At 72.1% G+C, this 22154-nt stretch carries 19 protein-coding genes; 8 read left to right on the forward strand and 11 right to left on the reverse strand.

The window, feature by feature from the left end; translation table 11 throughout:
- Positions 1 to 6: 6 nt before the first annotated feature.
- The 6 genes from NI17_RS17265 to NI17_RS17290 form a co-directional block, all read right to left on the reverse strand.
- Positions 7 to 1473, reverse strand: coding sequence for an SCO6880 family protein (locus tag NI17_RS17265; protein ID WP_119268018.1), 1467 nt, complete (start codon positions 1471 to 1473; stop codon positions 7 to 9).
- An 18-nt stretch (positions 1474 to 1491) separates the two neighbouring features.
- Positions 1492 to 3654: a hypothetical protein gene (locus NI17_RS17270; RefSeq protein WP_243597534.1), complete on the reverse strand. Its 2163-nt coding sequence runs from the start codon at positions 3652 to 3654 to the stop codon at positions 1492 to 1494.
- Positions 3655 to 3745: 91 nt separating this feature from the next.
- Complete coding sequence (locus NI17_RS17275) at positions 3746 to 4138, reverse strand: hypothetical protein (protein ID WP_068688089.1); 393 nt, start codon at positions 4136 to 4138, stop codon at positions 3746 to 3748.
- A gap of 11 nt (positions 4139 to 4149) precedes the next feature.
- Positions 4150 to 4521, reverse strand: coding sequence for a hypothetical protein (locus NI17_RS17280; RefSeq protein WP_084012396.1), 372 nt, complete (start codon positions 4519 to 4521; stop codon positions 4150 to 4152).
- A 90-nt stretch (positions 4522 to 4611) separates the two neighbouring features.
- On the reverse strand, positions 4612 to 4956 hold the full coding sequence (locus NI17_RS17285) for a hypothetical protein (protein ID WP_234401639.1): 345 nt from the start codon (positions 4954 to 4956) through the stop codon (positions 4612 to 4614).
- Between the two features lie 2 nt (positions 4957 to 4958).
- Positions 4959 to 5537, reverse strand: a complete 579-nt coding sequence (locus tag NI17_RS17290) for a hypothetical protein (protein ID WP_243597535.1) — start codon at positions 5535 to 5537, stop codon at positions 4959 to 4961.
- A 336-nt stretch (positions 5538 to 5873) separates the two neighbouring features.
- Here NI17_RS17290 and NI17_RS17295 point away from each other — a divergent pair, with 336 nt between their 5' ends.
- From NI17_RS17295 to NI17_RS17320, 6 genes are all read left to right on the forward strand, one after another.
- Positions 5874 to 6458: a hypothetical protein gene (locus NI17_RS17295; RefSeq protein ID WP_068688088.1), complete on the forward strand. Its 585-nt coding sequence runs from the start codon at positions 5874 to 5876 to the stop codon at positions 6456 to 6458.
- Between the two features lies 1 nt (position 6459).
- Positions 6460 to 7758, forward strand: coding sequence for a C40 family peptidase (locus tag NI17_RS17300; protein WP_068688087.1), 1299 nt, complete (start codon positions 6460 to 6462; stop codon positions 7756 to 7758).
- Between the two features lie 74 nt (positions 7759 to 7832).
- Positions 7833 to 8408, forward strand: coding sequence for a hypothetical protein (locus NI17_RS17305; protein ID WP_068688086.1), 576 nt, complete (start codon positions 7833 to 7835; stop codon positions 8406 to 8408).
- A gap of 1 nt (position 8409) precedes the next feature.
- The gene (locus NI17_RS17310; RefSeq protein WP_068688085.1) at positions 8410 to 9051 is read left to right on the forward strand and encodes a VldE C-terminal domain-containing protein; all 642 of its coding nucleotides are present in this window, start codon (positions 8410 to 8412) and stop codon (positions 9049 to 9051) included.
- A gap of 76 nt (positions 9052 to 9127) precedes the next feature.
- Positions 9128 to 9820, forward strand: a complete 693-nt coding sequence (locus NI17_RS17315; protein WP_068688084.1) for a hypothetical protein — start codon at positions 9128 to 9130, stop codon at positions 9818 to 9820.
- 28 nt (positions 9821 to 9848) lie between these two features.
- Positions 9849 to 10349 (forward strand): hypothetical protein, encoded by a 501-nt coding sequence (locus NI17_RS17320; protein WP_068688083.1) that lies wholly within the window; start codon positions 9849 to 9851, stop codon positions 10347 to 10349.
- A gap of 93 nt (positions 10350 to 10442) precedes the next feature.
- Here NI17_RS17320 and NI17_RS17325 read toward each other — a convergent pair whose 3' ends face one another.
- The 5 genes from NI17_RS17325 to NI17_RS17345 are packed head-to-tail and all read right to left on the reverse strand — an operon-like array spanning position 10443 to position 18463.
- Positions 10443 to 11636 carry a nitrate/nitrite transporter gene (locus NI17_RS17325; protein WP_119267918.1) on the reverse strand — a complete coding sequence of 398 codons (1194 nt, stop codon included), beginning with the start codon at positions 11634 to 11636 and terminating at the stop codon, positions 10443 to 10445.
- A complete protein-coding gene (gene narI, locus NI17_RS17330; RefSeq protein WP_068688082.1) occupies positions 11633 to 12376 on the reverse strand; it encodes a respiratory nitrate reductase subunit gamma in 744 nt (247 codons plus the stop codon). Before narI ends, NI17_RS17325 begins: the two co-directional genes overlap by 4 nt.
- Positions 12373 to 13032, reverse strand: a complete 660-nt coding sequence (gene narJ, locus NI17_RS17335) for a nitrate reductase molybdenum cofactor assembly chaperone (RefSeq protein ID WP_119267917.1) — start codon at positions 13030 to 13032, stop codon at positions 12373 to 12375. The genes narI and narJ overlap by 4 nt, the downstream gene beginning before the upstream one ends.
- A complete protein-coding gene (gene narH, locus NI17_RS17340; protein ID WP_068688080.1) occupies positions 13029 to 14747 on the reverse strand; it encodes a nitrate reductase subunit beta in 1719 nt (572 codons plus the stop codon). Before narH ends, narJ begins: the two co-directional genes overlap by 4 nt.
- A complete protein-coding gene (locus NI17_RS17345; RefSeq protein WP_267887162.1) occupies positions 14747 to 18463 on the reverse strand; it encodes a nitrate reductase subunit alpha in 3717 nt (1238 codons plus the stop codon). The genes narH and NI17_RS17345 overlap by 1 nt, the downstream gene beginning before the upstream one ends.
- A 354-nt stretch (positions 18464 to 18817) precedes the next feature.
- Here NI17_RS17345 and NI17_RS17350 point away from each other — a divergent pair, with 354 nt between their 5' ends.
- Together NI17_RS17350 and NI17_RS17355 are read left to right on the forward strand one after the other, a co-directional pair.
- Positions 18818 to 19579 (forward strand): helix-turn-helix transcriptional regulator, encoded by a 762-nt coding sequence (locus NI17_RS17350; RefSeq protein ID WP_084012395.1) that lies wholly within the window; start codon positions 18818 to 18820, stop codon positions 19577 to 19579.
- Positions 19576 to 22152, forward strand: coding sequence for a multicopper oxidase domain-containing protein (locus tag NI17_RS17355; RefSeq protein ID WP_084012394.1), 2577 nt, complete (start codon positions 19576 to 19578; stop codon positions 22150 to 22152). Before NI17_RS17350 ends, NI17_RS17355 begins: the two co-directional genes overlap by 4 nt.
- Positions 22153 to 22154: the final 2 nt, after the last annotated feature.

Raw genomic sequence — 22154 nt, forward strand, 5'->3', positions numbered from 1 at the left:
GTGGGGTCAGTTCCGTTGGGCGAGGTAGGGAGGGCAGACTCCCAGCGGAAGCGTGGTGGCGAACGCGACGTCCTGCGCGCCCCACGCACGGCGCAGGCGGATCCGCGACGTCTCGGCGGAGGACTCGGTGTGGGAGACGGCGCGGTCGAACTCCTCGGGGCTTTCGACGGTGACCGACGTGTAGAGGCTCATCTGCACCAGGCCGGCGCCCATGGTCTCCTCACGGGCGGCCTGCCGCGCGTAGGCCAGGTCCTGGCTGTCCCGGGCGCTGACCCGGTGCCGGACCCGGGCCGACAGTTCGCTCTTGTACTGGGCCGCGGTGTTCTGGCTTTCCAGGGCGCGCGCCGCGGAGGAGGCGGGCCAGGGGCGGAAGAGCAGCGTCGTCCGCTTGTTCCACCGGGTGGGGGTGAGCAACTGCGACAGGACGGTGCTGGTCACGTGGGTTCGCGGCGCCTGCTGCCAGACCCAGGCCACGCTCATGCCGCTGTCGTGGATGTAGCGGTCGTGCAGGGTTTCGGCGGCGACCGGTGTGGCCTCCGACCAGTTGGCCGTCTCGATTCCGTCCTTCTCGGCGTCGAGCATCTGCGCCATCACGCCGCGGGCGGCCGGGTCGTAGGCGCTGCGGACGGTGGCGACGAGCTGTTCGGGGGTGGCCCGTCCGACCACGCTGACACCGCAGCCGCCCAGTCCGTTCTCGATCTGGTTGAGGAAGTTGTTCACCTCCGCGGCGGCCTCCATCCGGCCTTTCGGGTTGGTGGGGAAGCGGCGGGGGTCGAAGGTGATGGAGACCCTGGTTTCGACCTGGGCGCTCACCGCGGGGGCCAGGGACACCAGTTCGCCCAGGATGCGGCGGGCCGGTTCGGGGGAGTCGGGGTCGACCTCGGCTGAGATCTGGCCGCGCAGGGTGGCTCCGGGGTCCGGGCTCGACTCGACGGTCACCGCGATCCACGGCACCCACGGCATGTAGCCGAATCCGGCGAGCCAGTTGTGCCAGTTGGCGACCCAGGTGTCGACGTCGCTCTCCTCGGCGAGCCACACCGAGTTGGAGGACACCAGGAGGGTCGCTGTCATGTGGCCGAGGCGGCGGTTCCAGGCGATGCCGAACCTGCCGTTGCGGCCGTCCTCGACCGAGAGGAGGGTGACGGGCGCGAGGACGCCGGGCAGTTGGAACGCGCGGGGGTGCTCCACCATGACTCCGGCGCGGTAGCGGGTGCGTCCGAGGACGGTCGCCCACCACCAGCGGACGCGGGTCAGCACGAATCCGAGCAGAGACGTACCCTGCACCGGGACGAGGGCCAGGGCGAAGACCACCACGAGGGGGGGCACGAGGTAGCCGGCGTAGCGCTGGTTGACGAACGCGACCAGCATGAGCAGGATCAGGCTGGCCATGAGGAGCATCGTCGAGGTGAAGCCCAGACCGAGCAGTCCGATGCTGCGTTTGCGGCGCCACCCGCCGTAGGTCCGCTGTGTCATCTTCTCCGTCCTTGGGGTCTAGACCGCACCGTCGGGGAGATCACCGGGGTCACCGGCGCCGGTGGGCAGAGAGGAGTGGTGGTCCAGGGCGCCGGTGGGCTGGGAGGGGCTGCTGTCCACGGCGCCGTCGGTGGCAGGGGGCGGCGCCGGGGTGTCCGGTGCCGGGGCCTGCTGTGCCGGGGGGTTCGGCGGCGGGTCTGTTCCGCCGGAGTCCGGGGCTCCGTCCGCGGGGGTGCCTCCTCCGCTGTCGGTCCGGCCCGCTCCACTGGGCGTCGACGGTTCCGGGCCGCCGCTGACCGCGCCCCCGGATCCCCCGGTCGCCCCGGTGGGGGTGGTGGCGGGGGCGCCGCCGGTCACCCCGGTGGGAGTGACAGCGGAACTCCCGCCCCCATCGACGGAAACACCACCTCCCCCCGCACCGGCCGCAACCGGAGACGACCCCCACCCGCCCGACTGGGCCGCACCCGCCGGGGTGACCGCCGCACCCCCCGACGAGGACCCGCCGTCCGAGGCGTAGGCCGCCGCACCCCCACCGGGCGCTCCCGAACCACCGGTCGCCCCGGTGGGAGTGACAGCGGGGGCGCCGCCGGTCACCCCGGTGGGAGTGACAGCGGAACTCCCGCCCCCATCGACGGAAACACCACCTCCCCCCGCACCGGCCGCAACCGGAGACGACCCCCACCCGCCCGACTGGGCCGCACCCGCCGGGGTGACCGCCGCACCCCCCGACGAGGACCCGCCGTCCGAGGCGTAGGCCGCCGCACCCCCACCGGGCGCTCCCGAACCACCGGTCGCCCCGGTGGGAGTGACAGCGGGGGCGCCGCCGGTCACCCCGGTGGGAGTGACAGCGGAACTCCCGCCCCCATCAGCGGAAACACCACCTCCCCCCGCACCGGCCGCAACCGGAGACGACCCCCACCCGCCGGTCGAGGCCGGAACCGCTCCGGGCGTTGCGGTCCGGGCCGCTCCTCCGGGAGTGGCGGTACCGGTTCCCCCGTTTCCGGAGGCCCCGGCCGTGTCGCTGTTCTCCGCGCCCGCGGGCAGCACCGCACCGCTCTGCGCCTCCGCGGAGCCGCTCTCGTCGACTCCGCCACCGGTCTGTGCCGCGCCGCCGTCGGCCGGTCCGCCCACCGCCGCGCCCGCGCCGCCCAGCGCGGCCGTTCCCGTCGCCGCCGCTCCCGTCGCGCCCGCACCTCCGGTCGCCGCGACGGTCGTCGCCGAGGGCAGTCCCTGGTCGACTGCCGCGGCCCGGCTCACGACGCCGGAGCCCTGCGCGGCGTTGCCGGCTCCCGAGAACCCGGTGCCGCCGAAGCCGCCGCCTCCGCCGCCGCCTGCGCCCGCGACGGCACCGGCCGCGCCGAAGGCGACCGCGCCTCCGGTCAGCTTGGTCGCCACCGTGCCGAGCAGGCTCCACAGCATCGGCAGCGCGCCGGTGGCGATGAGGATCAGCGCGACGCCGAGGAAGTACTGGAAGACTCCGTCCTCGTCTCCGCTCGACTCGTAGTAGAAGATGAAGCCGAGGGCGTAGATCAGCGCGATGACCGGCTTGTACAGGATGGAACCGAGCAGCCATCCCATGATCTTGGAGAAGATGGTGGTTCCCGGCCCCGGGATCATCGCCGCACTGGCCGCGAGCGGCAGTACGGCCGCGCAGATGTAGACGACCCCCTGGGTGTAGAAGAGCGCCACGATCTGGATCGTGGCGCCGACGACGACCGCGATCCCGATGATGACGCTGAGCAGCATCCGGAACGGACCCGCGATGATCCCCCCTTCGGGGATGCCCGTCAGATCCTGGGAGAGCCGTGCCCCGAAGTCCCCCGCGACCCCCTGGCTGAGCATGTACTCGGCCAGTCCGTTACCGAAGTCCACGAGCCCCTGGATGACGAAGACCCCGGCGAACGTGGTGAAGACGAGCACCAGGAGTCCCTTGACCGTGTCCATCATCGGGTCCAGGCGCCGGTACCACAGCAGCCGGATCGCCGCGACCAGCAGCCCCGCCGTGGCCAGCAGTGTCACCAGCGGAAAGACCAGGTTCTGGAAGGCGGAGATTCCTTCGCTGTTCTGGATGCCGCCGGTGTTGTCCACCATGGGGTTGTTCCAGAGGAACTTGAAGACCGTCTCGATGGCGGGCGCGATCAGTCTACCGATGTCCTCGGACAGTTCTTCGAGACTGGCCATTGCACTTCCTAGTCGTGGCTTCGGTGGTGCCTTCCGGGGCACGGAACCGCCGGGCGGGGCCTCGGAGCCGGTGCGCCGGGGACCGGTTCGGTCAGACGCCCGTCGGGCCGGAGGGGGAGGGGTCCAGGGTGGGCATGGGCACCGGATTGGAGTCCAGGTGGACTTCCAGGTAGGAGTACCAGGTGTCGAAGGCGTTGCCCGAGGATGCGCCCAGCAGCAGGGTGACGAGCGGGGCCGCGGTCATCAGCAGGACGACTCCCAGCAGCACCCACGGCAGCTCCCCCATGCCGCGGGCGGCGATCCAGGGGTCACCGGTGAGGTTCGCCTGCACCATCTTCCCGGCGATGATCAGGAGCGCGATGATCGCGATGACGGCTCCCAGGCCCATGACCCAGCCGAGGATGGTGTTCCCGCACGTCTGCCATGTCGCGTCCTCGGCTCCGCAGGGGGGCGCGGCGAGGACGGGGGCGGTCGGGGCGTCCACTTTCTCCTCCCTCACACGAACACGACGTCCGGTACGGCGTCCGGGTCGCTCCCCGAGAGCAGCGCCAGGACGATCGACGTGGCGGCGATCATGAGGAGGATCCCCATGACGATCCACAGCAGGCCGCCCACGCCGTCGACCGCCACGTCGGAGCGGCCGAGTCTGCCGACCACGATCTTCCCGGCGCAGTAGAGGACGCCGATGACGGCGATGACGGTGACGATTCCCCGACCCCACGCGAGCATCTGCTCGAGGGGTGGCAGGACACTGGTCGGAAGCTGCGGTTCGGGGGTCCAGACCTGCGTGAGCGGGACACCGCCCGCCTCCGTCGCTCTCATCGCCGCGGCCTGCACGCGCACCGACGCATTCAGCAGGATGGGCACGGTCTCTTCCTCGTCGTCTGGGTGCCGTGGCCGACGCGGAGAGCCTCTGGCCACGGCACGGCGGTATCCGCCACGGGGGTCGGGGACGGATCAGGTTTCGGTGCTGAGCGCCGGAAGCAGGGCTGTGATCAGTGGAACCGCGATCAGCATCAGCGAGATGCCGAGGATGGTCCACACCAGGCCGCCCACGCCTTCGGCGGCCAGGTCGGATCGGCCGAACTTGCCGACCGCCATCTTTCCGGCGCAGAACAGCACGCCGATGATGCCGATGACCACGACGACACCGCGGCCCCAGGAGAAGAGGGTGTCGATGGACGCGAGCGCGTCCGTGGGCAGCTCGATTCCTTCTCCCCAGTCCCTGTTCCTGATGTCCACACTGGGCGCCGTCGTGGAACTCGTCTGCATTTTGGTGAATCCGTAGAGCAGCAGATTCATGTTTACTCTTCTCGTCCCTTCGTGTCCGACGCTGCCGAACCCGTCGCCGCGCACACCTCACGGATCTCCGCGAGAGCGCGTTCGGCCTTTCTCGGCAACCTGACCTTGTCCGCGTCCGCGGTGTCGGCGTAACGCAGCCCCGCGACGAACGGAAACCGCACGATCCGTCCGACCCGGTCCTCGACGAGCCGGAACCGCACCGCCGCCTCGCGGGGTTCGGGGCCGGAACCGTCGGCGATGACCACCAGGCAGGAAATGGCCGCCCCGGATCCGCTGAGCCCGGTCACGGCCTCGACCGTCCGAGCCGAGGCCGGCGCGCTGTCTCTCGTGACCAGGAGCAGCGGCCGACCGAACGTCTCGATCCGCTGGGTCTGCGGCGTGTAGCCGCCCAGATCCCACGGCGTGCCCAGGAGAGTCGCCAGCGTGCTGGTCCCCGCACCGCCGTGGCAGCCGAGCAGGACCGCGTCCACGGATTCGGCCGTGTCCGGAACCGCCTTCACCGGGGCGCCACGACTTCCGGACTCCCGGCCCAGCCGACGGCCGAGTGCCACCACCACGACGGTCACCTCCTCATCGTGCACAACGGATTACCCGACGCCCCGGACATTTTTCGGGACGCCCGGCGTCTCCCGCGTAGATGCGGACCGCGACACAGAAGTTCCACTTCCTCAGAAAAGCCTCCTGGCCACTTCCGGCCAAATCCTGACAGAACCGAAACGGGGGAAACGGAATCCGATGATGGTGGCGACCCGAACAGCCGGATGGAAAACCGCGCTTTCCCGCTCGCCGCGACCGAAACGGACAGGGAGAACGGCCGAGAAACGACAGGAGCGCGCGGTGCGCGCCCGGACCTCTTCCCCCGGCCGACGCCGTGACCGGTTGTCGGCCGTCGTGAGCAGGACCGACGAAAGGCGATCGTGAGCAACCTCGACAGCAGTTCCCGGCGTGCGGTCCTCGTTGTCGCCGCCATCGCGGTCGTCGTGCTGACCGTGGGGCTGTCCGTGACGCGCATCCTCGGCGGCGGCGACCCCGCCGAGCCCTCCGCCGCGCCGTCCTCCTCCCCCACAGACGGCGCCGACTCCCCCACGGAGAGCACCGACGTGGCCGCCCTGCTGCCCAACTCCGAATCCGAACTCCGCCGGGCGGCCGCGGTCGCCACGGAGTTCACCGAGGTCTTCTTCGGAGCGGACGGCGACCGCGAGCAGCGGATCACGGAACTGGCCGTGCCCGAGTACGCCGACCTGCTGACAGCCCAGGAAATCCTCCCGCCGTCGGTCGGGGAGCCTCCCGAGGGGACGGCGGAGACCGCCGTCGCCGCGGAGGTCACCGGCATCCGCGCCCTCTCCACGGACAGCGTCACCTACCTGGTACGCGCCGACGTCACCGTGTCCGGCTCCACCGAGCGGCGGTTCGAGTACGCGGCCACCCTCGTCCTGCACGGCGACTCCTGGCTGGTCACCGGCTTCTACGACGCGGCCCTCGGTGACTCGGGGGCGGGCTGACATGGGCGTTGCGGCAGCGGAGTCGCGCCTGCGGGGGCTGTGGCGTGCCGTGCGCCGCCGACCGCGCCCCGCCCGCCCGAACGACCTGGGACGCAGCACGCTCTCCTACGGTCTGGCCGCCTCCCTCCTCCTGGGATCGGTCACGTTCGTGGTCGGCGGCGAGCACATCCTCGGCTACCTGGGGCTCACCGGCGGCACGGGCGGCTGCGCCACCTCGCTGGGCGGCTTCACCGGGGAGGCCGACCCCGACTCGATTCCCGAGAACTTCCTCGAGCACATCAAGGAGGCCGGGAAGCGCTTCGACGTCCCGTGGGAGTACGTCGCCGCTCTCTCCTGGCGCGAGACCAACCACGGCCGTATCGCCGACACTCTCGACTACAACGCCTACGGGCGGCTGCCGAGCGGCATCGTGTACGGCACCGCCAACCCGGCCGGAGCCGCGGGCCCCCTCCAGTTCGGCATCAGGCACCCGGACACCGGACTGACCGGCGGTCCGATGGGCGACGCCGCGAACACCTGGGGCGGTGAGGCGGACCAGCCCGCGAGTGAACGCGAGCACGAACCCGGCACGAACGGTCAGTGGTTCGGCATCGACGGCAACGGCGACGGTCGGGTCAACGTCTGGGACCCGGCCGACGCCGTGCACTCGGCCGCGGGCTTCCTGCGCTACTGGATGGACCGCGGCCACAGCATCGAGTGGGCCGTCGGCCGCTACCACGGCTCCGGTGTCGGCGGAACCTACCAGGTGGAGGTCAGCGGCAAGGCCGCGCAGTACCGCAGCGGCGACTTCACCGTCGCTCCGCCCAACGGGGTGCGGACCGACTGCGCCCAGGTGCCGAACGGCAGCGCCGTCGAGAGGGTCATCGAGTACGCGCGGGCGCAGACCGGCAAGCCCTACATCTGGGGCGGGGTCGGCCCCACCGGCTACGACTGCTCGGGGCTGCTCCTGGAGGCCTACCGTGCGGCCGGACTGCCGAAGCGGTACCTGGACCACCGCTGGACCACGCACACCATGTTCCGCATGGAGGAGGCCCGGACGGTTCCCTCCCTGGACCAGGCCCAGCCCGGCGACATGATCCTCACCGGCAGCGGAAGCTCCCCCACCCACGTGTCGATGGTGACCGGGCGGCGGGACGGAAAGCTCTTCGTGATCGAGGCGTACAGCTCCCGTGTGCCGCTGCACGCGCAGATCCACGAGCACGAGTTCAACTCGGGACTGTGGCCGCAGGGCGACCCGATTCTCAGGATCATCCGGCTCAGCCACCTCTTCCCCTCCGGCGACACCACCGAGGAGGTGTGACGTGCCGCCGCCCGACCTCCCGGAAGCCCTCCGCGGTCCATGCGACCGCCCCCACCCCAGAAGGGCGCAACGGTATGCGTGACCTGTTCCTGTTCCACCGCGAGCGGGTGGCGACCGGCGCGGTCGTCGCCGCGCTCCTCCTGCTCGCCGCCTTCGCCCTCACCCGCCTCACCGGCGGAGGCGGCGCCGAGACGGCCGGGACGTCGATGCGCGACCTCCTTCCGCTGACCGAGGCGGAGTTCCAACGGGCGCTGGCCACCGCGGTCGAGCACGGGCGGGCCATGGGCACGTTCGCCCCCGAGGCACCGGAGGAGGACTACTTCGACCGGTTGGGCGAGACGGCGGCCCCCGAGTACGCGCGGCACGCCTCTGTCGAGGGGTCGGCCGCCGGCACGGCGGTGCGTCGACTCGCGGAGTGGGGCCGTCCGACGTCGGGAGTCGCCGAGGTGACCGGAGCCCCGATGATCGCCACCGCGCTCGTCACCCTCGAACTGTCCCTGCGCGCCGAGGAGACCGCCTCGGCCGGGCGGGACTTTCTGGACCTCGGCGACGTCCAGGTCTCGCTGCGCGAGGACGGAGGCGAGTGGCTGGTCATCGGCGTGACCGACACCGAACGGCTGGAAGAGCTGCGGAACGAGGGGGTGCTCTGACGTGACCCGCCTCCTCCGGCGTCTCCTCCGGCGGCGGTCGGCCGACACGGGCAGGATGAGCCTCGGCGCGGGCGCCGCCGTCTGCTTCACCGGGCTCTTCGCCCTGGTCACCGGGGTGCAGGTGATCGACACCTACAACGTGGGCACCGCGGGCGGCGGCTTCCGTTCCGGTGACATCCCCTACCACGCGGACGACATCCCGCCGGGTTCCCTGGTCGGTTGCGGCACCGCGGGCCAGGTGACCGAGCTGACCTGCAACGCCTACCGGACCGTCCTCGCCAACTACCCGGAGTTCGACCGCCCCGGGTGGCGGGGCTGCTACCGGCCCGGTCCGCCCGACCACGGGACCGGGCAGGCCTGCGACTTCATGACCAACGTCGACAGGAGCGCCGGAACCGCCGAGCAGAACGCCCTGGGGTTCGAACTCTCCCGCTGGCTGATGCGCAACCACGAGCAGATCGGGGTCAAGTACCTCATCTGGCACCAGCGGATCTGGAACCCGAACCCGGGCTTCGAGGATCCGCTCTGTGTCGACGAGACCACCCCCGAGTCGTTCGCGCGGAGCTGCTGGAGGCAGATGGAGAACCGCGGAAGCAACACCGAGAACCACTACGACCACGTGCACGTCTCGTTCCTCCGCTGAGAGGGCGGCGGCCGTTCCGGGCGGTGCGGCCCGGACGGTGGAGAACCGGAAACCGAGAAGGAGAAGGAGGTGGGAGATGCCTGCTCCGCTACTGCTCGCCGGCATCGCGGGCAGAGCCGCGCTCTCCGTGGGCGCCAGGATGCTCGTCCGGCAGGGTGTCAAGGCCGGGGTCCGACAGGGAGTCCGGCAGGGGATCCGGGGTTCGCTGCGGCAGAGCGGCAAGGACTTCGCGTCGGATCTCGCGTCGGACGCCGTCAGCAGCCTGCTGCCCAACCCGCTCGACCCCACCGGGATCGTCGGCATCATCGCCGAGGAGAAACTCGGCTACAACCCGCTCGACCCCATGTCGACGGCTGGCCACTTCGCCGAGAAGAAGCTGGGATTCGACCCGTTCGACCCCGTCGAGGCGGGCGGGAGAGTCATCGACGAGGTGTTCGGGAACTCCTCCGAGGAGTCGGAGGAGCGTGCGCAGAGCCCGGGCGGCCGGGACTCGGACGACCGGCGGGGGACCGACCCCGGCGACCTCTTCGGTGACCTGGCCGCGATGGGCGGGATCGGCGTCGTGGCGGGGCTGCTCCTCGCCGCGATCAAAAGCCTGGCGGCCGCCGGGGACGGCAGGGACGAGGGCCGCAGCGACGACAGGAACAACGCAAGAGGCGACTCCCCCGGCGGAGGCGTCGTCATGGCCGGGTTCACCCCGATCGCCTCCGCCTACAGCGGTGACGACAAGGCACCGCAACTCCAGCAGGGCGTCCTGCTGGGCACCTGAGCCCACGACAGCAGCAGAGAGGACAGCGATGGTCGCAGCGGCGGCAAGACCGCTCTCCGTCGAGTTCGCCCCGTCCGGTCGGCTCGGTCCGGGCGGGGACGAGCACGACAGCGCCTTCCAGCCCCTGGCCGCGGACAGCGGCGTGTCCGTCCCGGCCACGTCCGCTTCCCCACCCGACATCGTCCAGGTGAGGGGAGGCAAGCCGGGCGGAGGCAGAAGGGGCGACAAGGGCAACGACAACGGCACCGAGCGCGGGCCCGAGAACAACGGCTCCAACCGCAGACCGGACGACGACAGGCGGGGGCAGCGCGGCAACAAGTACGAACTGGAGTTGGAGGACGGCCAAGGCCAGGGGCAGCAGGATCAGCAGCAGGGGCGATCGGCCTCCGGCGGTTTCCGCCTGGCCTGGGAGAACCCCCTCAACCTGGTCCACGAACTGGTGGACCTCTTCACCCATGACAAGACCCCCCGGCGGCCCGCCTACGGAATGACGGTGGGACACCGGAAGACGCGGAGCGCGCGCCGGTAACGGGTCCTTCCCGGAAGACTCCCTGCGGGGCTGAGGGGCCCGGCACGCCCGCGGCGGTCCCGTCCGGTCGGACGGGACCGCCGCCGACTCCGGTCACTCCACGTCGGTGAAGGCCCGGGCCGTGTAGACCGCCGTGCCCAGGGCGACCAGCGCCAGCAGGGCGAAACCGACCGTGTAGGCGCCGGTGGCCTGGAAGACGACCCCCATGACCAGCGGCGGGAAGTAGCCGCCGAGTCCGCCCGCCGCGCCGACCATGCCGGTCACGGTGCCCACGCGGGACGGCTCCACCAGCCTGGCGACCAGCGCGAAAACGCCTCCGGTGCCCAGTCCGAGGAAGGCCGCCATCAGCACGAACACGGTCCCCGCGGGGATCTCCGGCGGCAGGTCCAGCATCATCACGACGGCCATGGCCGCGGTGCCGACGAAGGAGGTCAGGCAGACCCGAACCGGGCCGACCCGGTCCGACAGGATGCCGCCGACCGGCCGGGCGACCACCGCGACCAGGGAGAACCCGGCGGCGCGCAGTCCGGCCTCGGTCTGGGAGAAACCGTAGTCGTTGCTGAGCAGCGTCGGCAGGTAGGTGGAGAACGCCACGAACCCGCCGAACGCCACCGCGTAGAGCAGGATGTTCTGCCAGGTCGCCCTGAGGCCGAGGGCCTCGCGCATCCGCGGCAGGATCGGCTGGGCGGACGGCCGCCGGTCGGGGGCGGTGCGGCACACCGCCAGCACCAGCACGCCCATCGCCGCCAGCGCGGCCGCCATGAGCAGGTGGGTCTGGACCCGCCCGACCGCCTCGGCGAGGTAGGGGGTGAGGAACGCCGAGAGCGCGGTGCCGCCCATGCCCGCGCCGAACAGGCCGGTGGCGAAGCCGCGGCGTTCGGGCGCGTACCAGGAGTTCACGAACGGCACGCCGACCGCGAACGACGCGCCCGCGATGCCCAGCAGGAACCCGAAGACCAGCAGCAGGAGGTAGGAGGTGCCGAACACGCCGAGCAGCACCACCGGGACGACCGTGACGAAGCAGATCCCGGCCAGCATCACCCGGCCGCCGTAGCGGTCGGTGAGCGCTCCGGCGGGGATGCGCCCCAGGGAGCCGACCAGCACGGGGCAGGCGATCAGTACGGAGGTCTGGGTGGGGTCGAGCCCCAGTTCCGCGCTGTAGGCGGGGGCCAGCGGTCCGATCAGGTTCCACGCCCAGAACAGCAGGGTGAACGCGGCCGTGGCCAGGGCGAGGTTGACACCCGCCGAGCCCCGCCTGACGGTGCCCGCTTCCGGTCGCGTCCTCACCGCGGACCGCCCTCGCCGACGCGCTCCCAGCCGCGCCGCCGCGCCCGGCCGCCCAGGCGGGGTTCCCTGCTGCGGTAGGGGACGTAGGGGCGCCACAGGTAGCCGACGGGCGCGCTGAAGACGTGCACCAGGCGGGTGAACGGCCAGAGCGCGAACAGCAGGAACGCGGTGAGCCCGTGCGCCTGGAAGGTGGGCGGCGCCTCGGCCATGAGTTCGGGGTGCAGGTCGAAGCGGAAGAGGCCGCGGAACCACACCGACAGGCCCTCGCGGTAGTCGTAGTGGTCGATGATGTTGCCGCCCACGGTGTTGGCCAGCCCCAGCACGATCACCACGGCCAGGGCCAGGTACATGACCTTGTCCATGCGGGTGGTGGCGCTGAACACCGGGCCGACGGTGCGGCGGCGGTAGATGAGGATGGCCATGCCGACCAGGGTGCAGAACCCGGCGACCGCGCCGATGCCGACGGCCAGGACGTGGTAGACGCCCTCGGTGATGCCGACGGCCTCGGTCCAGCTCTTGGGGATGCCCAGGCCCATGACGTGGCCGAGGAACACCGCGAGGATGCCGAAGTGGAACATGGGGCTGCCCCAGCGCAGCAGGTGGTCCTCGTACAGCTGCGAGGAGCGGGTGGTCCAGCCGAACTTGTCGTAGCGGTAGCGCCAGTAGTGGCCGACGACGAACACGGCCAGGCAGGCGTAGGGGATGACGACCCACAGCACCAGGTCGAGTGTGCTGGTCATACGTGCGCCTTCCGGTAGTCCACGGTTGTGTAGGGTTCCAGGCCGACCTCCTCGCCGGGAGGCCCCTCGGCGGCGAGGCGGGCGACGGCGTCGCGCAGGCGGCCGGTGAGCGGCGGCAGGGTGGCGCTGACCGCCGCCACCGCGCCCGCGTAGGGGGAGCCGGAGTCCAGCAGCGCCAGGCGCAGCAGCTCCAGTCCGGCGCGGTGCTGCAGCAGCAGGCGGGAGCCCGCGTCCGGGTCGACGGTGGCGGCGAACTCCAGCACGACGCACAGGTGGTCGGGGAGTTCGTCGGTGACCGGGTCGAAACCGGCGGCGCGGTAGGCGTGGGTGAAGGACAGCAGCGCCGTGCCGCGCTTGCGGGTGTCGCCGTAGGCGTAGTAGGTGAGGTGCAGGCAGCAGCGCCTGCGCAGGTCGAAGATCGCGACGTAGTCCTCGGCGAGCCGCTGCGGCGGGGTGCGCTCCAGGTGGTCGAGGATCTCGCCGAGTCCGGTGCGCACGGCGTCGGGCAGCTCGGCCGTCGCCGTGCGCAGCAGCGGCAGGTCGGCGAGCAGCCGCTCGTCGGGGTAGTCGAGGACGAACGCGGCGATCCGGTGGGTGAGCGCGCGGTCGCGCTCGGAGAGTCGGTGGCGGCGCAGGGCGCGCGGCAGGCGGCTCACGGCTTCGGCTCCGCTTCTCCACCGGGGTCGGTGCCCTCCATGAGTTCGGGGGCGGCGCGCTCCTGGCCGGGGCGGGGCGGAAACAGCCGTTCGGCGCCGCCCTTGCCGTCCCAGTTGAGCAGGTTGACGCGCTCCTCGCGGCTCTCGGGGTCGACGAAGGTGTCGGTGGTCTGGCGCTGCTTGAGCGCGTGGAAGTTCTCCACGGCGACGGGCGTGGTCCCGCCGGAGCTCTCCCCGAACGGACCCCAGCCGCCCATGCCGGGGCCGCCCTCGTAGTCGAGGCTGCACTCGGTGGCGAGCTCCTCCAGTCCGTGCGCCTGCTCGGCGTGGGCCGGGGGGATGACGTAGCGCTCGTCGTACTTGGCGAGGGCGAGCAGCCGGTACATGTCGTAGATCTCCTCGCCGGTCATGCCGACCGAGGCGGGGACGGACTCGTCGGCGTCGCGGCCCAGGTTGATGTCGCGCATGTAGGAGCGCATCGCGGCCATGCGGCGCAGCACGTCGGTGACCGGGGCGGGGTCTCCGGCGGTGAACAGTTCGGCGAGGTACTCCACGGGGATGCGCAGGGCCTCGATGGCCGCGAAGAGGTTGCCGCGGTCCTCGGCGTCCTCACCGGTCTCGGCGACCGCGTCGACCACGGGAGACAGCGGCGGGATGTACCAGACCATCGGCATGGTGCGGTACTCGGGGTGCAGCGGCAGCGCCACCCGGTAGCGGTTGATGAGCGACCAGATCGGCGAGCGCCGCGCGGCGTCGATCCAGTCGCGGGGGATTCCGGCGCGTTCGGCCTCGCGGGCCACCTCGGGGTCGTGGGGGTCGAGCAGCACGCCGCGCTGGGCGTCGAGCAGGTCGCGCTCGTTCTCCACGGAGGCGGCCTCCAGGACCGCGTCGGCGTCGTAGAGCACCAGGCCGATGTAGCGGAGCCGTCCCACGCAGGTCTCGGCGCACACGGTGGGCAGGCCGACCTCGACGCGGGGGAAGCAGAAGGTGCACTTCTCGGCCTTGCCGGTGCGGTGGTTGAAGTAGACCTTCTTGTACGGGCAGCCGGTGACGCACTTGCGCCAGCCCCGGCAGCGGTCCTGGTCGACCAGGACGATGCCGTCCTCGCTGCGCTTGTAGATCGCCCCGGAGGGACAGGAGGCGGCGCAGGAGGGGTTGAGGCAGTGCTCGCAGATGCGCGGCAGGTAGAACATGAAGGTCCGCTCGAACTCGAGGCGGATCTTGTCGGACACCCTGCTCAGCACCGGGTCGTCCTGGGCGAGTTCGGGGGCGCCGGCGAGGCTGTCGTCCCAGTTGGCGCTCCAGGAGATGTCCATGTCCTTGCCGCTGATCAGCGACTTGGGGCGGGCGACGGGGGTGTGCTCCTGCAGCGGCGCGTTGGTGAGGGTCTCGTAGTCGTAGGTCCAGGGTTCGTAGTAGTCCTGGATGGACGGCATCTTGGGGCTGGCGAAGACGGTGAGCAGGTTCTTCAGCCTGCTGCCCGCCTTGAGGACGAGGTGGCCCCGCTTGTTCAGCTTCCAGCCGCCCTGCCAGCGCTCCTGGTCCTCGTAGGTGCGGGGGTAGCCCTGGCCGGGGCGGGTCTCGACGTTGTTGAACCAGATGTACTCGGTGCCGCTGCGGTTGGTCCAGGTCTGCTTGCAGGTGACCGAACAGGTGTGGCAGCCGATGCACTTGTCCAGGTTCATCACCATTGCCATCTGCGCCATGACGCGCATCAGTACCGCACCTCCTGGGAGCGTCGGCGGATCACGGTCACCTCGTCGCGCTGGTTTCCGGTGGGTCCGAGGTAGTTGAGGGCGTAGGAGAGCTGGGCGTAGCCGCCGATGAGGTGGCTGGGTTTGACGAGCAGGCGGGTGATCGAGTTGTGGATGCCGCCGCGTTTTCCGGAGGTCTCCGAGCGGGGGACGTCGATGAGCCGGTCCTGGGCGTGGTACATGTACACGGTCCCCTCCGGCATGCGGTGGGAGACGATGGCGCGGGCCACGACGACGCCGTTGCGGTTGACCGCCTCGATCCACTCGTTGTCGCGCACGCCGATCCTGGCGGCGTCCTCCACGCTCATCCAGATCGTCGGTCCGCCCCGCGACAGGCTGAGCATCAGCAGGTTGTCCTGGTACTCGGAGTGGATCGACCACTTGTTGTGCGGGGTGAGGTAGCGCACCGCGACCCCGAGTTCCCCGGTCTCGCCGACGCGGGGTTCGGCGAAGAGCGCCTGCATGTTCAGCGGCGGCCGGTAGACCGGCAGGTTCTCGCCGATCTCGGCGATCCAGTCGTGGTCGAGGAAGAAGTGCTGGCGGCCGGTGAGGGTGTGCCAGGGCTTGTCGCGTTCCACGTTGATGGTGAACGCGGAGTAGCGGCGTCCGCCGCTCTCGCTGCCCGACCACTCGGGCGAGGTGATGACGGGCACCGGCGCGGCCTGGATGTCGGCGAAGGTGATCTGCTTGCCCTCGTGCTCGGCGGCGAGGTCGGCGAGCCGGGTTCCGGTGCGCCGCTCCATGGTGCGAAAGCCCTGGGTGGCGAGGTGGCCGTTGGTGGTGCCCGACAGCGCCAGGATCGCCTCGCACATGTGGACGTCGCGGGCCAGGGACGGGCGGCCGTCGGCGACTCCGCCGCGGACCGTGCCGTTCTTGCGCCGCAGGTAGTCGACCTCCCGCTCGACGTTGAAGGTCACGCCCTTGGTGGTGGCGCCGAGCCGGTCCACCAGCGGGCCGAGCGCGCCCATCTTGTCGGCGACCGCGGTGTAGTCGCGCTCCACCTCCATGAACTTGGGCATGGTCCTGCCCGGCACCGGCTCGCACTCCCCCGCCTTCCAGTCGCGGACGACCCCGTGCGGGTTGGCCAGTTCGTCGGGGGTGTCGTGGGTGAGCGGCATCGCGACGACGTCGGTGCGCGTGCCCAGGTGGTCGGCGGCCAGGCGGCTGAAGACGCGGGCGAGCGAGGTGAAGGCGTCGAAGTCGGTGCGGGTCTGCCAGGGCGGCGCGATGGCCGGGTTGAACGGGTGCACGTAGGGGTGCATGTCGGTGGTGTTGAGGTCGTGCTTCTCGTACCAGGTGGCGGCGGGCAGCACGACGTCGGAGAACAGGGTGGTGCTGGTCATCCGGAAGTCCAGCGACAGCAGCAGGTCGAGCTTGCCGGTGGGGGCCTGCTCGCGCCAGACCACGTCGGCGGGCCGCGCGTCGGGCGGGGCCTCCTCGGCGCGTACGGCGGCGTCGGTGCCCAGCAGGTGCTTGAGGAAGTACTCGTTGCCCTTGCCGGAGCTGCCGAGCAGGTTGGCGCGCCACACGGTGAGCACGCGCGGGAAGTTGCGCGGGTCGTCGGGGTCCTCGCAGGCGAAGCGGAGCCGCCCCTCCTTGAGCTCCCGCACCACGTACTCGCCCGCCGGAAGATCGGCCCGCTTGGCCTCGTCGGCGAGGTCGAGCGGGTTGCGGTCGAAGGTGGGCTGGGAGGGCATCCAGCCCATCCGCGCGGACTGGGCGATGACGTCGGCGACCGTCCTGCCCGCGAACAGCCCGCGGCCGTTGGCGGAGGTCAGCGCGTCGGCGCCGAAGTGGTCGTAGCGGAACTGGTCGGTGTGCAGGTACCAGTAGGCGGTCTGCACCATCTGGCGGGGCGGGCGCGACCAGTCCAGCGCTCCGGCGAGCTGGGTGTAGCCGGTGACGGGCCGCACCTTCTCCTGGCCGACGTAGTGCGCCCAGCCGCCGCCGTTGACGCCCTGGCAGCCGGTGAGCGTGGTCAGGGTGAGAAACGTCCGGTAGATGGTGTCGGAGTGGAACCAGTGGTTGGCTCCGGCGCCCATGATGATCATGGAGCGGCCGCGGGTCTCCTCGGCGTTGGCGGCGAACTCCCGGCCGATGCGTTCGGCCTGGCGCGCGGGCACGCCCGTGAACGCCTCCTGCCAGGCGGGGGTGCCCGGCTGGGTGGCGTCGTCGTAGCCGGTGGGCCAGGTGCCGGGCAGTCCGTCGCGGGCCACCCCGTACTGGGCGAGCAGCAGGTCGAAGACGGTGGTGACGAGGTGTCCGCCGACCTCGCGGACGGGCACGCCCCGCAGCAGGGTGTCCGCCGAGCCGTCGGGGGTGTCGAAGCGCGGCAGTTCGACGGTGGCCGTGTCGGCGTCGGGGCCGTACAGGCTGAGGCTCGGCCGGACCTCGCCGAGGTCGAGGTTCCAGCGGCCCTCGCCCTCCTGGGAGTAGCGGAAGCCGAGGGAGCCGTTGGGCACGGTCGGCTCGCCGGTGTTCTCGTCGAGCAGCACAGTCTTGAACGCGGCGTGCTCGCCGTCGTCGCCGAGGTCGGCGGCGGTGAGGAACTTGCCGGGCCGCCGGGTGTCGCCGTGGGCGTCGAGGCGGACGAGGAACGGCAGGTCGGTGTAGCGGCGGACGTAGTCGTCGAAGTAGGGCGTGGTGCGGTCGACGAAGAACTCCCTCAGCACGACGTGGCCCATCGCCATCGCCAGCGCGCCGTCGGTGCCGGGCTGGGCGGGCACCCACTCGTCGGCGAACTTGGTGCTGTCGGCGTAGTCGGGGGAGACGACGACCGTCTTCTGGCCGCGGTAGCGGGCCTCGACCATCCAGTGCGCGTCGGGGGTGCGGGTCACCGGCACGTTGGAGCCCCACATGATGAGGTATCCGGCGTCCCACCAGTCCCCGGACTCCGGCACGTCGGTCTGGTCGCCGAACACCTGCGGGGAGGCCACGGGCAGGTCGGCGTACCAGTCGTAGAAGGACAGCATCGCCGCGCCGATCAGCGAGTAGAACCGGGAGCCGACGGCCTGCGACACCATCGACATCGCCGGGATCGGGGAGAATCCGGCGATCCGGTCGGGGCCGAACTCCCTGACGGTGTGCACGTGGGCGGCGGCGGCCAGTTCCAGGGCCTCCTCCCAGGTGGCGCGCACCAGTCCGCCCTTGCCGCGGGCGGCCTTGTAGCGGCGGGCGCGCTCGGGGTCGGAGACGATGTCGGCCCAGGCGGCGACGGGGTCGCCGGTGCGCTGCCTGGCTTCGCGGTACATCCGCAGCAGCACGCCGCGCACGTAGGGGTAGCGCACCCGGGTGGGCGAGTAGGTGTACCAGGAGAAGGCGGCGCCGCGCGGGCAGCCGCGCGGCTCGTACTCGGGGCGGTCCGGTCCCACCGACGGGTAGTCGGTCTGCTGCCCCTCCCAGGTGATGATCCCGTCCTTGACGTAGACCTTCCACGAGCAGGACCCGGTGCAGTTGACGCCGTGGGTGGAGCGCACCACCTTGTCGTGGCTCCACCGGTCCCGGTAGAAGGTGTCGGCGTCGCGGCCGCCGACCCGGTGCTCGGTGCGCAGGTCCGCCGAGACCTCCCGGGGGCGCAGGAAGCGGCGGGTGCGCAGCAGGGCCTCGGTGACCGGGCCGTCCAGGGCCGGGGCCGGCCTGGGCGGTGCCTTGCCGGGGGGCTCTGCGGGGTTCGTCACGCGAAACAACCTTTCTTGGTCTGCGTCGCCCGTGGCCGCCTGTCGGCGGCCAGACCTGGCGGGCGCGTCTGCCCACGTCGCGCCGGGGTGAAACGTGGACCCGGTCTCGATCCGGTCACCGCGGCGGCGCGGACCGTCGGCCGCGGGGAGCCGGTGCCCCCACCCCATCAGTCCCCCTCCGAGGAACGGAAAGGCCGAGCGTCCACGGCCGGAGGGACGAAGGTCCCTGGCCCGGTCGGCGTGCCAGGTCACACAGGACCGCTGAGCTCGGTGGACGCCGGTCGGGGGGTGGGCCCAAGGTCCCGCGTGCTCCCCCGGATTTTTTACGGCCGAGACCGTATTTAAACTGGGGCCGTGGCAACCGACAGCAGGGACGTCCCCGGGTCTCGGGGCATCGACCCCGGGGAGCACCGGGTGTTCGCGGACGTGAGCCGGGTGGCCGTCCTGGAGACCGTCCGCGCCGCCCGGAGCCCGGTCACCGTCCGAGAGATCGCCGACCGGGTCGGCCTGCACGCCAACACCGTGCGGGGCCACCTGGCGATCCTCGCCGAACGCGGGTACGTGGTGAGCGCCGCCGAGGAGCGCGGGCGCCCCGGACGGCCCCGCCTGCTGTACTCCGCGGCCGACGTCGACGACGGCTCCTCGCGCAACTACCGGCTGCTGGCCGAGACGCTGGTCGCCTACCTCTCCGAACTGGACACCGACCACGCCGCGGCGGCGATCGCCGCCGGACGGAGGCAGGGCGGTCGGGCGGTCCGCGAGGCGGGGCCGCCCGACCGGGTGGACGCCGACACCGCGATCCGCTCGGTGACGGCGCTGCTGGACCGGGCCGGATTCCGGCCCCGGCGCAGCGCCGAGGGCATCGACCTGCACCGCTGCCCGTTCCGGGAGCTCGCCGAGAACGCCCCCGACATCGTCTGCGGCGTCCACCTGGGCATGATGCGCGGCGCGCTCGCCGAACTGGGCGCGCCGGTCGAGGCGGTGCGGCTGCGCCCGTTCGCCGAACCCGACCGCTGCGTCGCCGAGCTGCGCGTCGCCGGGGGGACCGCTCCGCCCCCGTCAGCGGAGGCCGCCTTCTCCCCCTCCGATCCGACCCCCGTGAGGAAGCCGTCATGACCTCCACGGACGTGCGCCTGGAACCGCCTCCTCGGCAGCCGCTCCCCGGCGGCCCGCCCCGGCGCTCCTCCTGGCACGCCCGCGCCAACGCGGTGGTGCTGGTGTGGCTCGCCCTGGCCCTGGCCGCCGCGGCACTGGGCGACCCGCTCGCCCTGCCGCGCTGGCTCCCGGTGCACCTGCTCCTGCTCGGCGCGGTGACCAACGCCGCGGTGACCTGGAGCGAGCACTTCGCCGTCGCGCTGCTGCGCCTGCCCCCGCCCCGCCCGCGCTGGTCGGGGCTGCGGCTGGCGGTGCTGAACACGGGGGTGACGGCCGTCCTCGCCGGTGCGGTGGGCGGCGTCCCGGCGGTCGCGGTGGGCGGCGCGGTGCTCGTCGTCGGCGTCGCCGTCGGGCACACGGCCGTGCTCGCCGTCCGCTCCCGCTCCGCGCTGCACGGGCGCTTCTCCTACCTGGCGCGCTGGTACATCTGCTCGGGGGCGGCGCTGGCGGTGGGCGCGGCCCTGGGGGCGGTGCTGGTCTCCGGCTCACTGCCGCAGGTGTGGCAGGAGCGACTGCTGGCCGCGCACGTCCACGCCAACCTGCTGGGCTGGGTGGGTCTGGCCGTCCTCGGCACGCTGTTCACCCTGTGGCCGACGGTGCTGCGCACCCGGATCGTCGAGGGCACGTCCGCGTGGGCGCGCCGGTCCCTGCCTCTGGCCGCCGTCGGACTGGTCGGCGCGGTCGGCGCGCTGACCGCCGGAATACGCTGGGCGGCCGTCGTCGGGCTGGCGCTGTACGCGGCGGCGGCCGTGCTCGCTCTCGTCCCACTGCTGCGCACCGCCCGGCAGCGACGCCCGCACAGCGGAGCCTCGTGGACGGTGGCGGCCGGAACCGGCTGGTTCGCCATCATTCTCGCCGCCGACGTCGCGGTTGTCGCGACCCATCCGGCGCACGCGGTCGCCGACGCCCTCGGGACGCTGCTGCCGCCGGTCCTGGTCGGCTTCGTCGGCCAGGTGCTGCTCGGTTCCCTGATGTTCCTGCTCCCGGTGGTGCTGGGCGGCGGACCGGCCACGGTGAAACGCGGCACCGCGCTGGTGGAGCGGTGGTGGCTGCCGCGCCTGATCGCGGTCAACGCGGCGGTGCCGCTGACCGTCCTGCCCGTGCCGCCGTGGGCGGAGACGTCCGCCTGGGCGCTGCTGCTGGCCGGGCTCACCGTGTCCGTGGCGCTGCTCGCGGCGGCGTTCCTGCGCTCGCGCGGCCTCACCTGGCACACCCCCTCCCCCGCGGTGGTCGGGACGGCGCTCGGCGCGGCGCTGAGCGCGGTCGCGATCGGGGTGGCGGGCAGCGGGCTCGGCCCCGCAACCGAGACCGAACCGGTCGCGGCCACCGGCGGGACGCGCACCGTGGAGGTGAGCCTCGGGAACATGACGATCGACCCGGGCGTGGTCAGTGTCGACATCGGCGAGGAACTGGTGCTCCGCGTGCGCAACGACGACGTCCAGGCGCACGACCTGTACCTGGACAACGGCGCGCGCACCCCGATGCTCGATCCGGGGCAGAGCGCCGTGCTGGAGGTCGGCGTGGTCACCGGCCCGATGGAGGGCTGGTGCACCGTCATGGGGCACCGCGCCGCCGGAATGGACATGCGCGTGGAGACCGGCGAGGGCTCCGACGCGGGGACGGACAGCGCCGCGGACGGTTCCGTCAGCGGTGCCGAGTCCGCCCACCTGGACCTGTCCGGGGAGATGAGCCCCGACTGGCGGCCCTACGACGCCGTGCTGGAGCCCGCGCCGGGCGGTACCGAGCACGAGGTGGAGATCCGGGTCGAGGAGACCGAACTGGAGGTCGCCCCCGGAGTGCGCCAGAGCATGTGGACGTTCAACGGCAGCGTGCCCGGCCCCGTGCTGCGCGGGAGGGTCGGCGACGTGTTCACCGTGACCTTCGTCAACGACGGCACGATGGGCCACGGCATCGACTTCCACGCCGGAAGCCTCGCCCCCGACGAGCCCATGCGCACGATCCGGCCGGGCGAGCGGCTCACCTACCGGTTCCGCGCCGAGATGGCCGGGGCCTGGCTCTACCACTGCTCCACCGCGCCGATGCTGCAGCACCTGGGCAACGGCATGTACGGCGCGGTGGTCGTCGACCCGCCGGACCTGGAGCCGGTCGACCGCGAGTACCTGCTGGTGCAGGGTGAGCTGTACCTGGGCGAGCCGGGCGGCGCCGAGCAGGTCGCGCGGATGGACGCGGGCGAGCCCGACGCCTGGGTGTTCAACGGCACCGCCGCCGGATACGACCACGCGCCGCTGGAGGCCGCCGCCGGGGAGCGGGTGCGGATCTGGGCGGTGGCGGCCGGACCGACCAGCGGCACCTCCCTGCACGTGGTCGGCGCGCGGTTCGACACCGTCTACAAGGAGGGCGCCTACCGCCTGCGCCCCGGTGACGACGGGGGCGCGCAGGCGCTGGACCTGGCGCCCGCGCAGGGCGGTTTCGTGGAGACCGTCTTCCCCGAGCCGGGCACCTACCCCTTCGTCGACCACGACTTCCGGCACGGCGAGAACGGCGCCCACGGGTTGTTCGAGGTGACGGAGTGACG

Source organism: Thermobifida halotolerans, from assembly GCF_003574835.2.
GTDB lineage: Bacteria > Actinomycetota > Actinomycetes > Streptosporangiales > Streptosporangiaceae > Thermobifida > Thermobifida halotolerans.

Coding starts and splice junctions, on each gene's coding strand:
- NI17_RS17305 (WP_068688086.1), top strand. CDS start 7,833: ATGCGTGACCTGTTCCTGTTCCACCGCGAGCGGGTGGCGACCGGCGCG.
- NI17_RS17300 (WP_068688087.1), top strand. CDS start 6,460: ATGGGCGTTGCGGCAGCGGAGTCGCGCCTGCGGGGGCTGTGGCGTGCC.
- NI17_RS17265 (WP_119268018.1), bottom strand. CDS start 1,473: ATGACACAGCGGACCTACGGCGGGTGGCGCCGCAAACGCAGCATCGGA.
- NI17_RS17315 (WP_068688084.1), top strand. CDS start 9,128: ATGCCTGCTCCGCTACTGCTCGCCGGCATCGCGGGCAGAGCCGCGCTC.
- NI17_RS17355 (WP_084012394.1), top strand. CDS start 19,576: ATGACCTCCACGGACGTGCGCCTGGAACCGCCTCCTCGGCAGCCGCTC.
- NI17_RS17285 (WP_234401639.1), bottom strand. CDS start 4,956: ATGAATCTGCTGCTCTACGGATTCACCAAAATGCAGACGAGTTCCACG.
- narI (WP_068688082.1), bottom strand. CDS start 12,376: ATGACCAGCACACTCGACCTGGTGCTGTGGGTCGTCATCCCCTACGCC.
- narH (WP_068688080.1), bottom strand. CDS start 14,747: ATGCGCGTCATGGCGCAGATGGCAATGGTGATGAACCTGGACAAGTGC.
- NI17_RS17270 (WP_243597534.1), bottom strand. CDS start 3,654: ATGGCCAGTCTCGAAGAACTGTCCGAGGACATCGGTAGACTGATCGCG.
- NI17_RS17320 (WP_068688083.1), top strand. CDS start 9,849: ATGGTCGCAGCGGCGGCAAGACCGCTCTCCGTCGAGTTCGCCCCGTCC.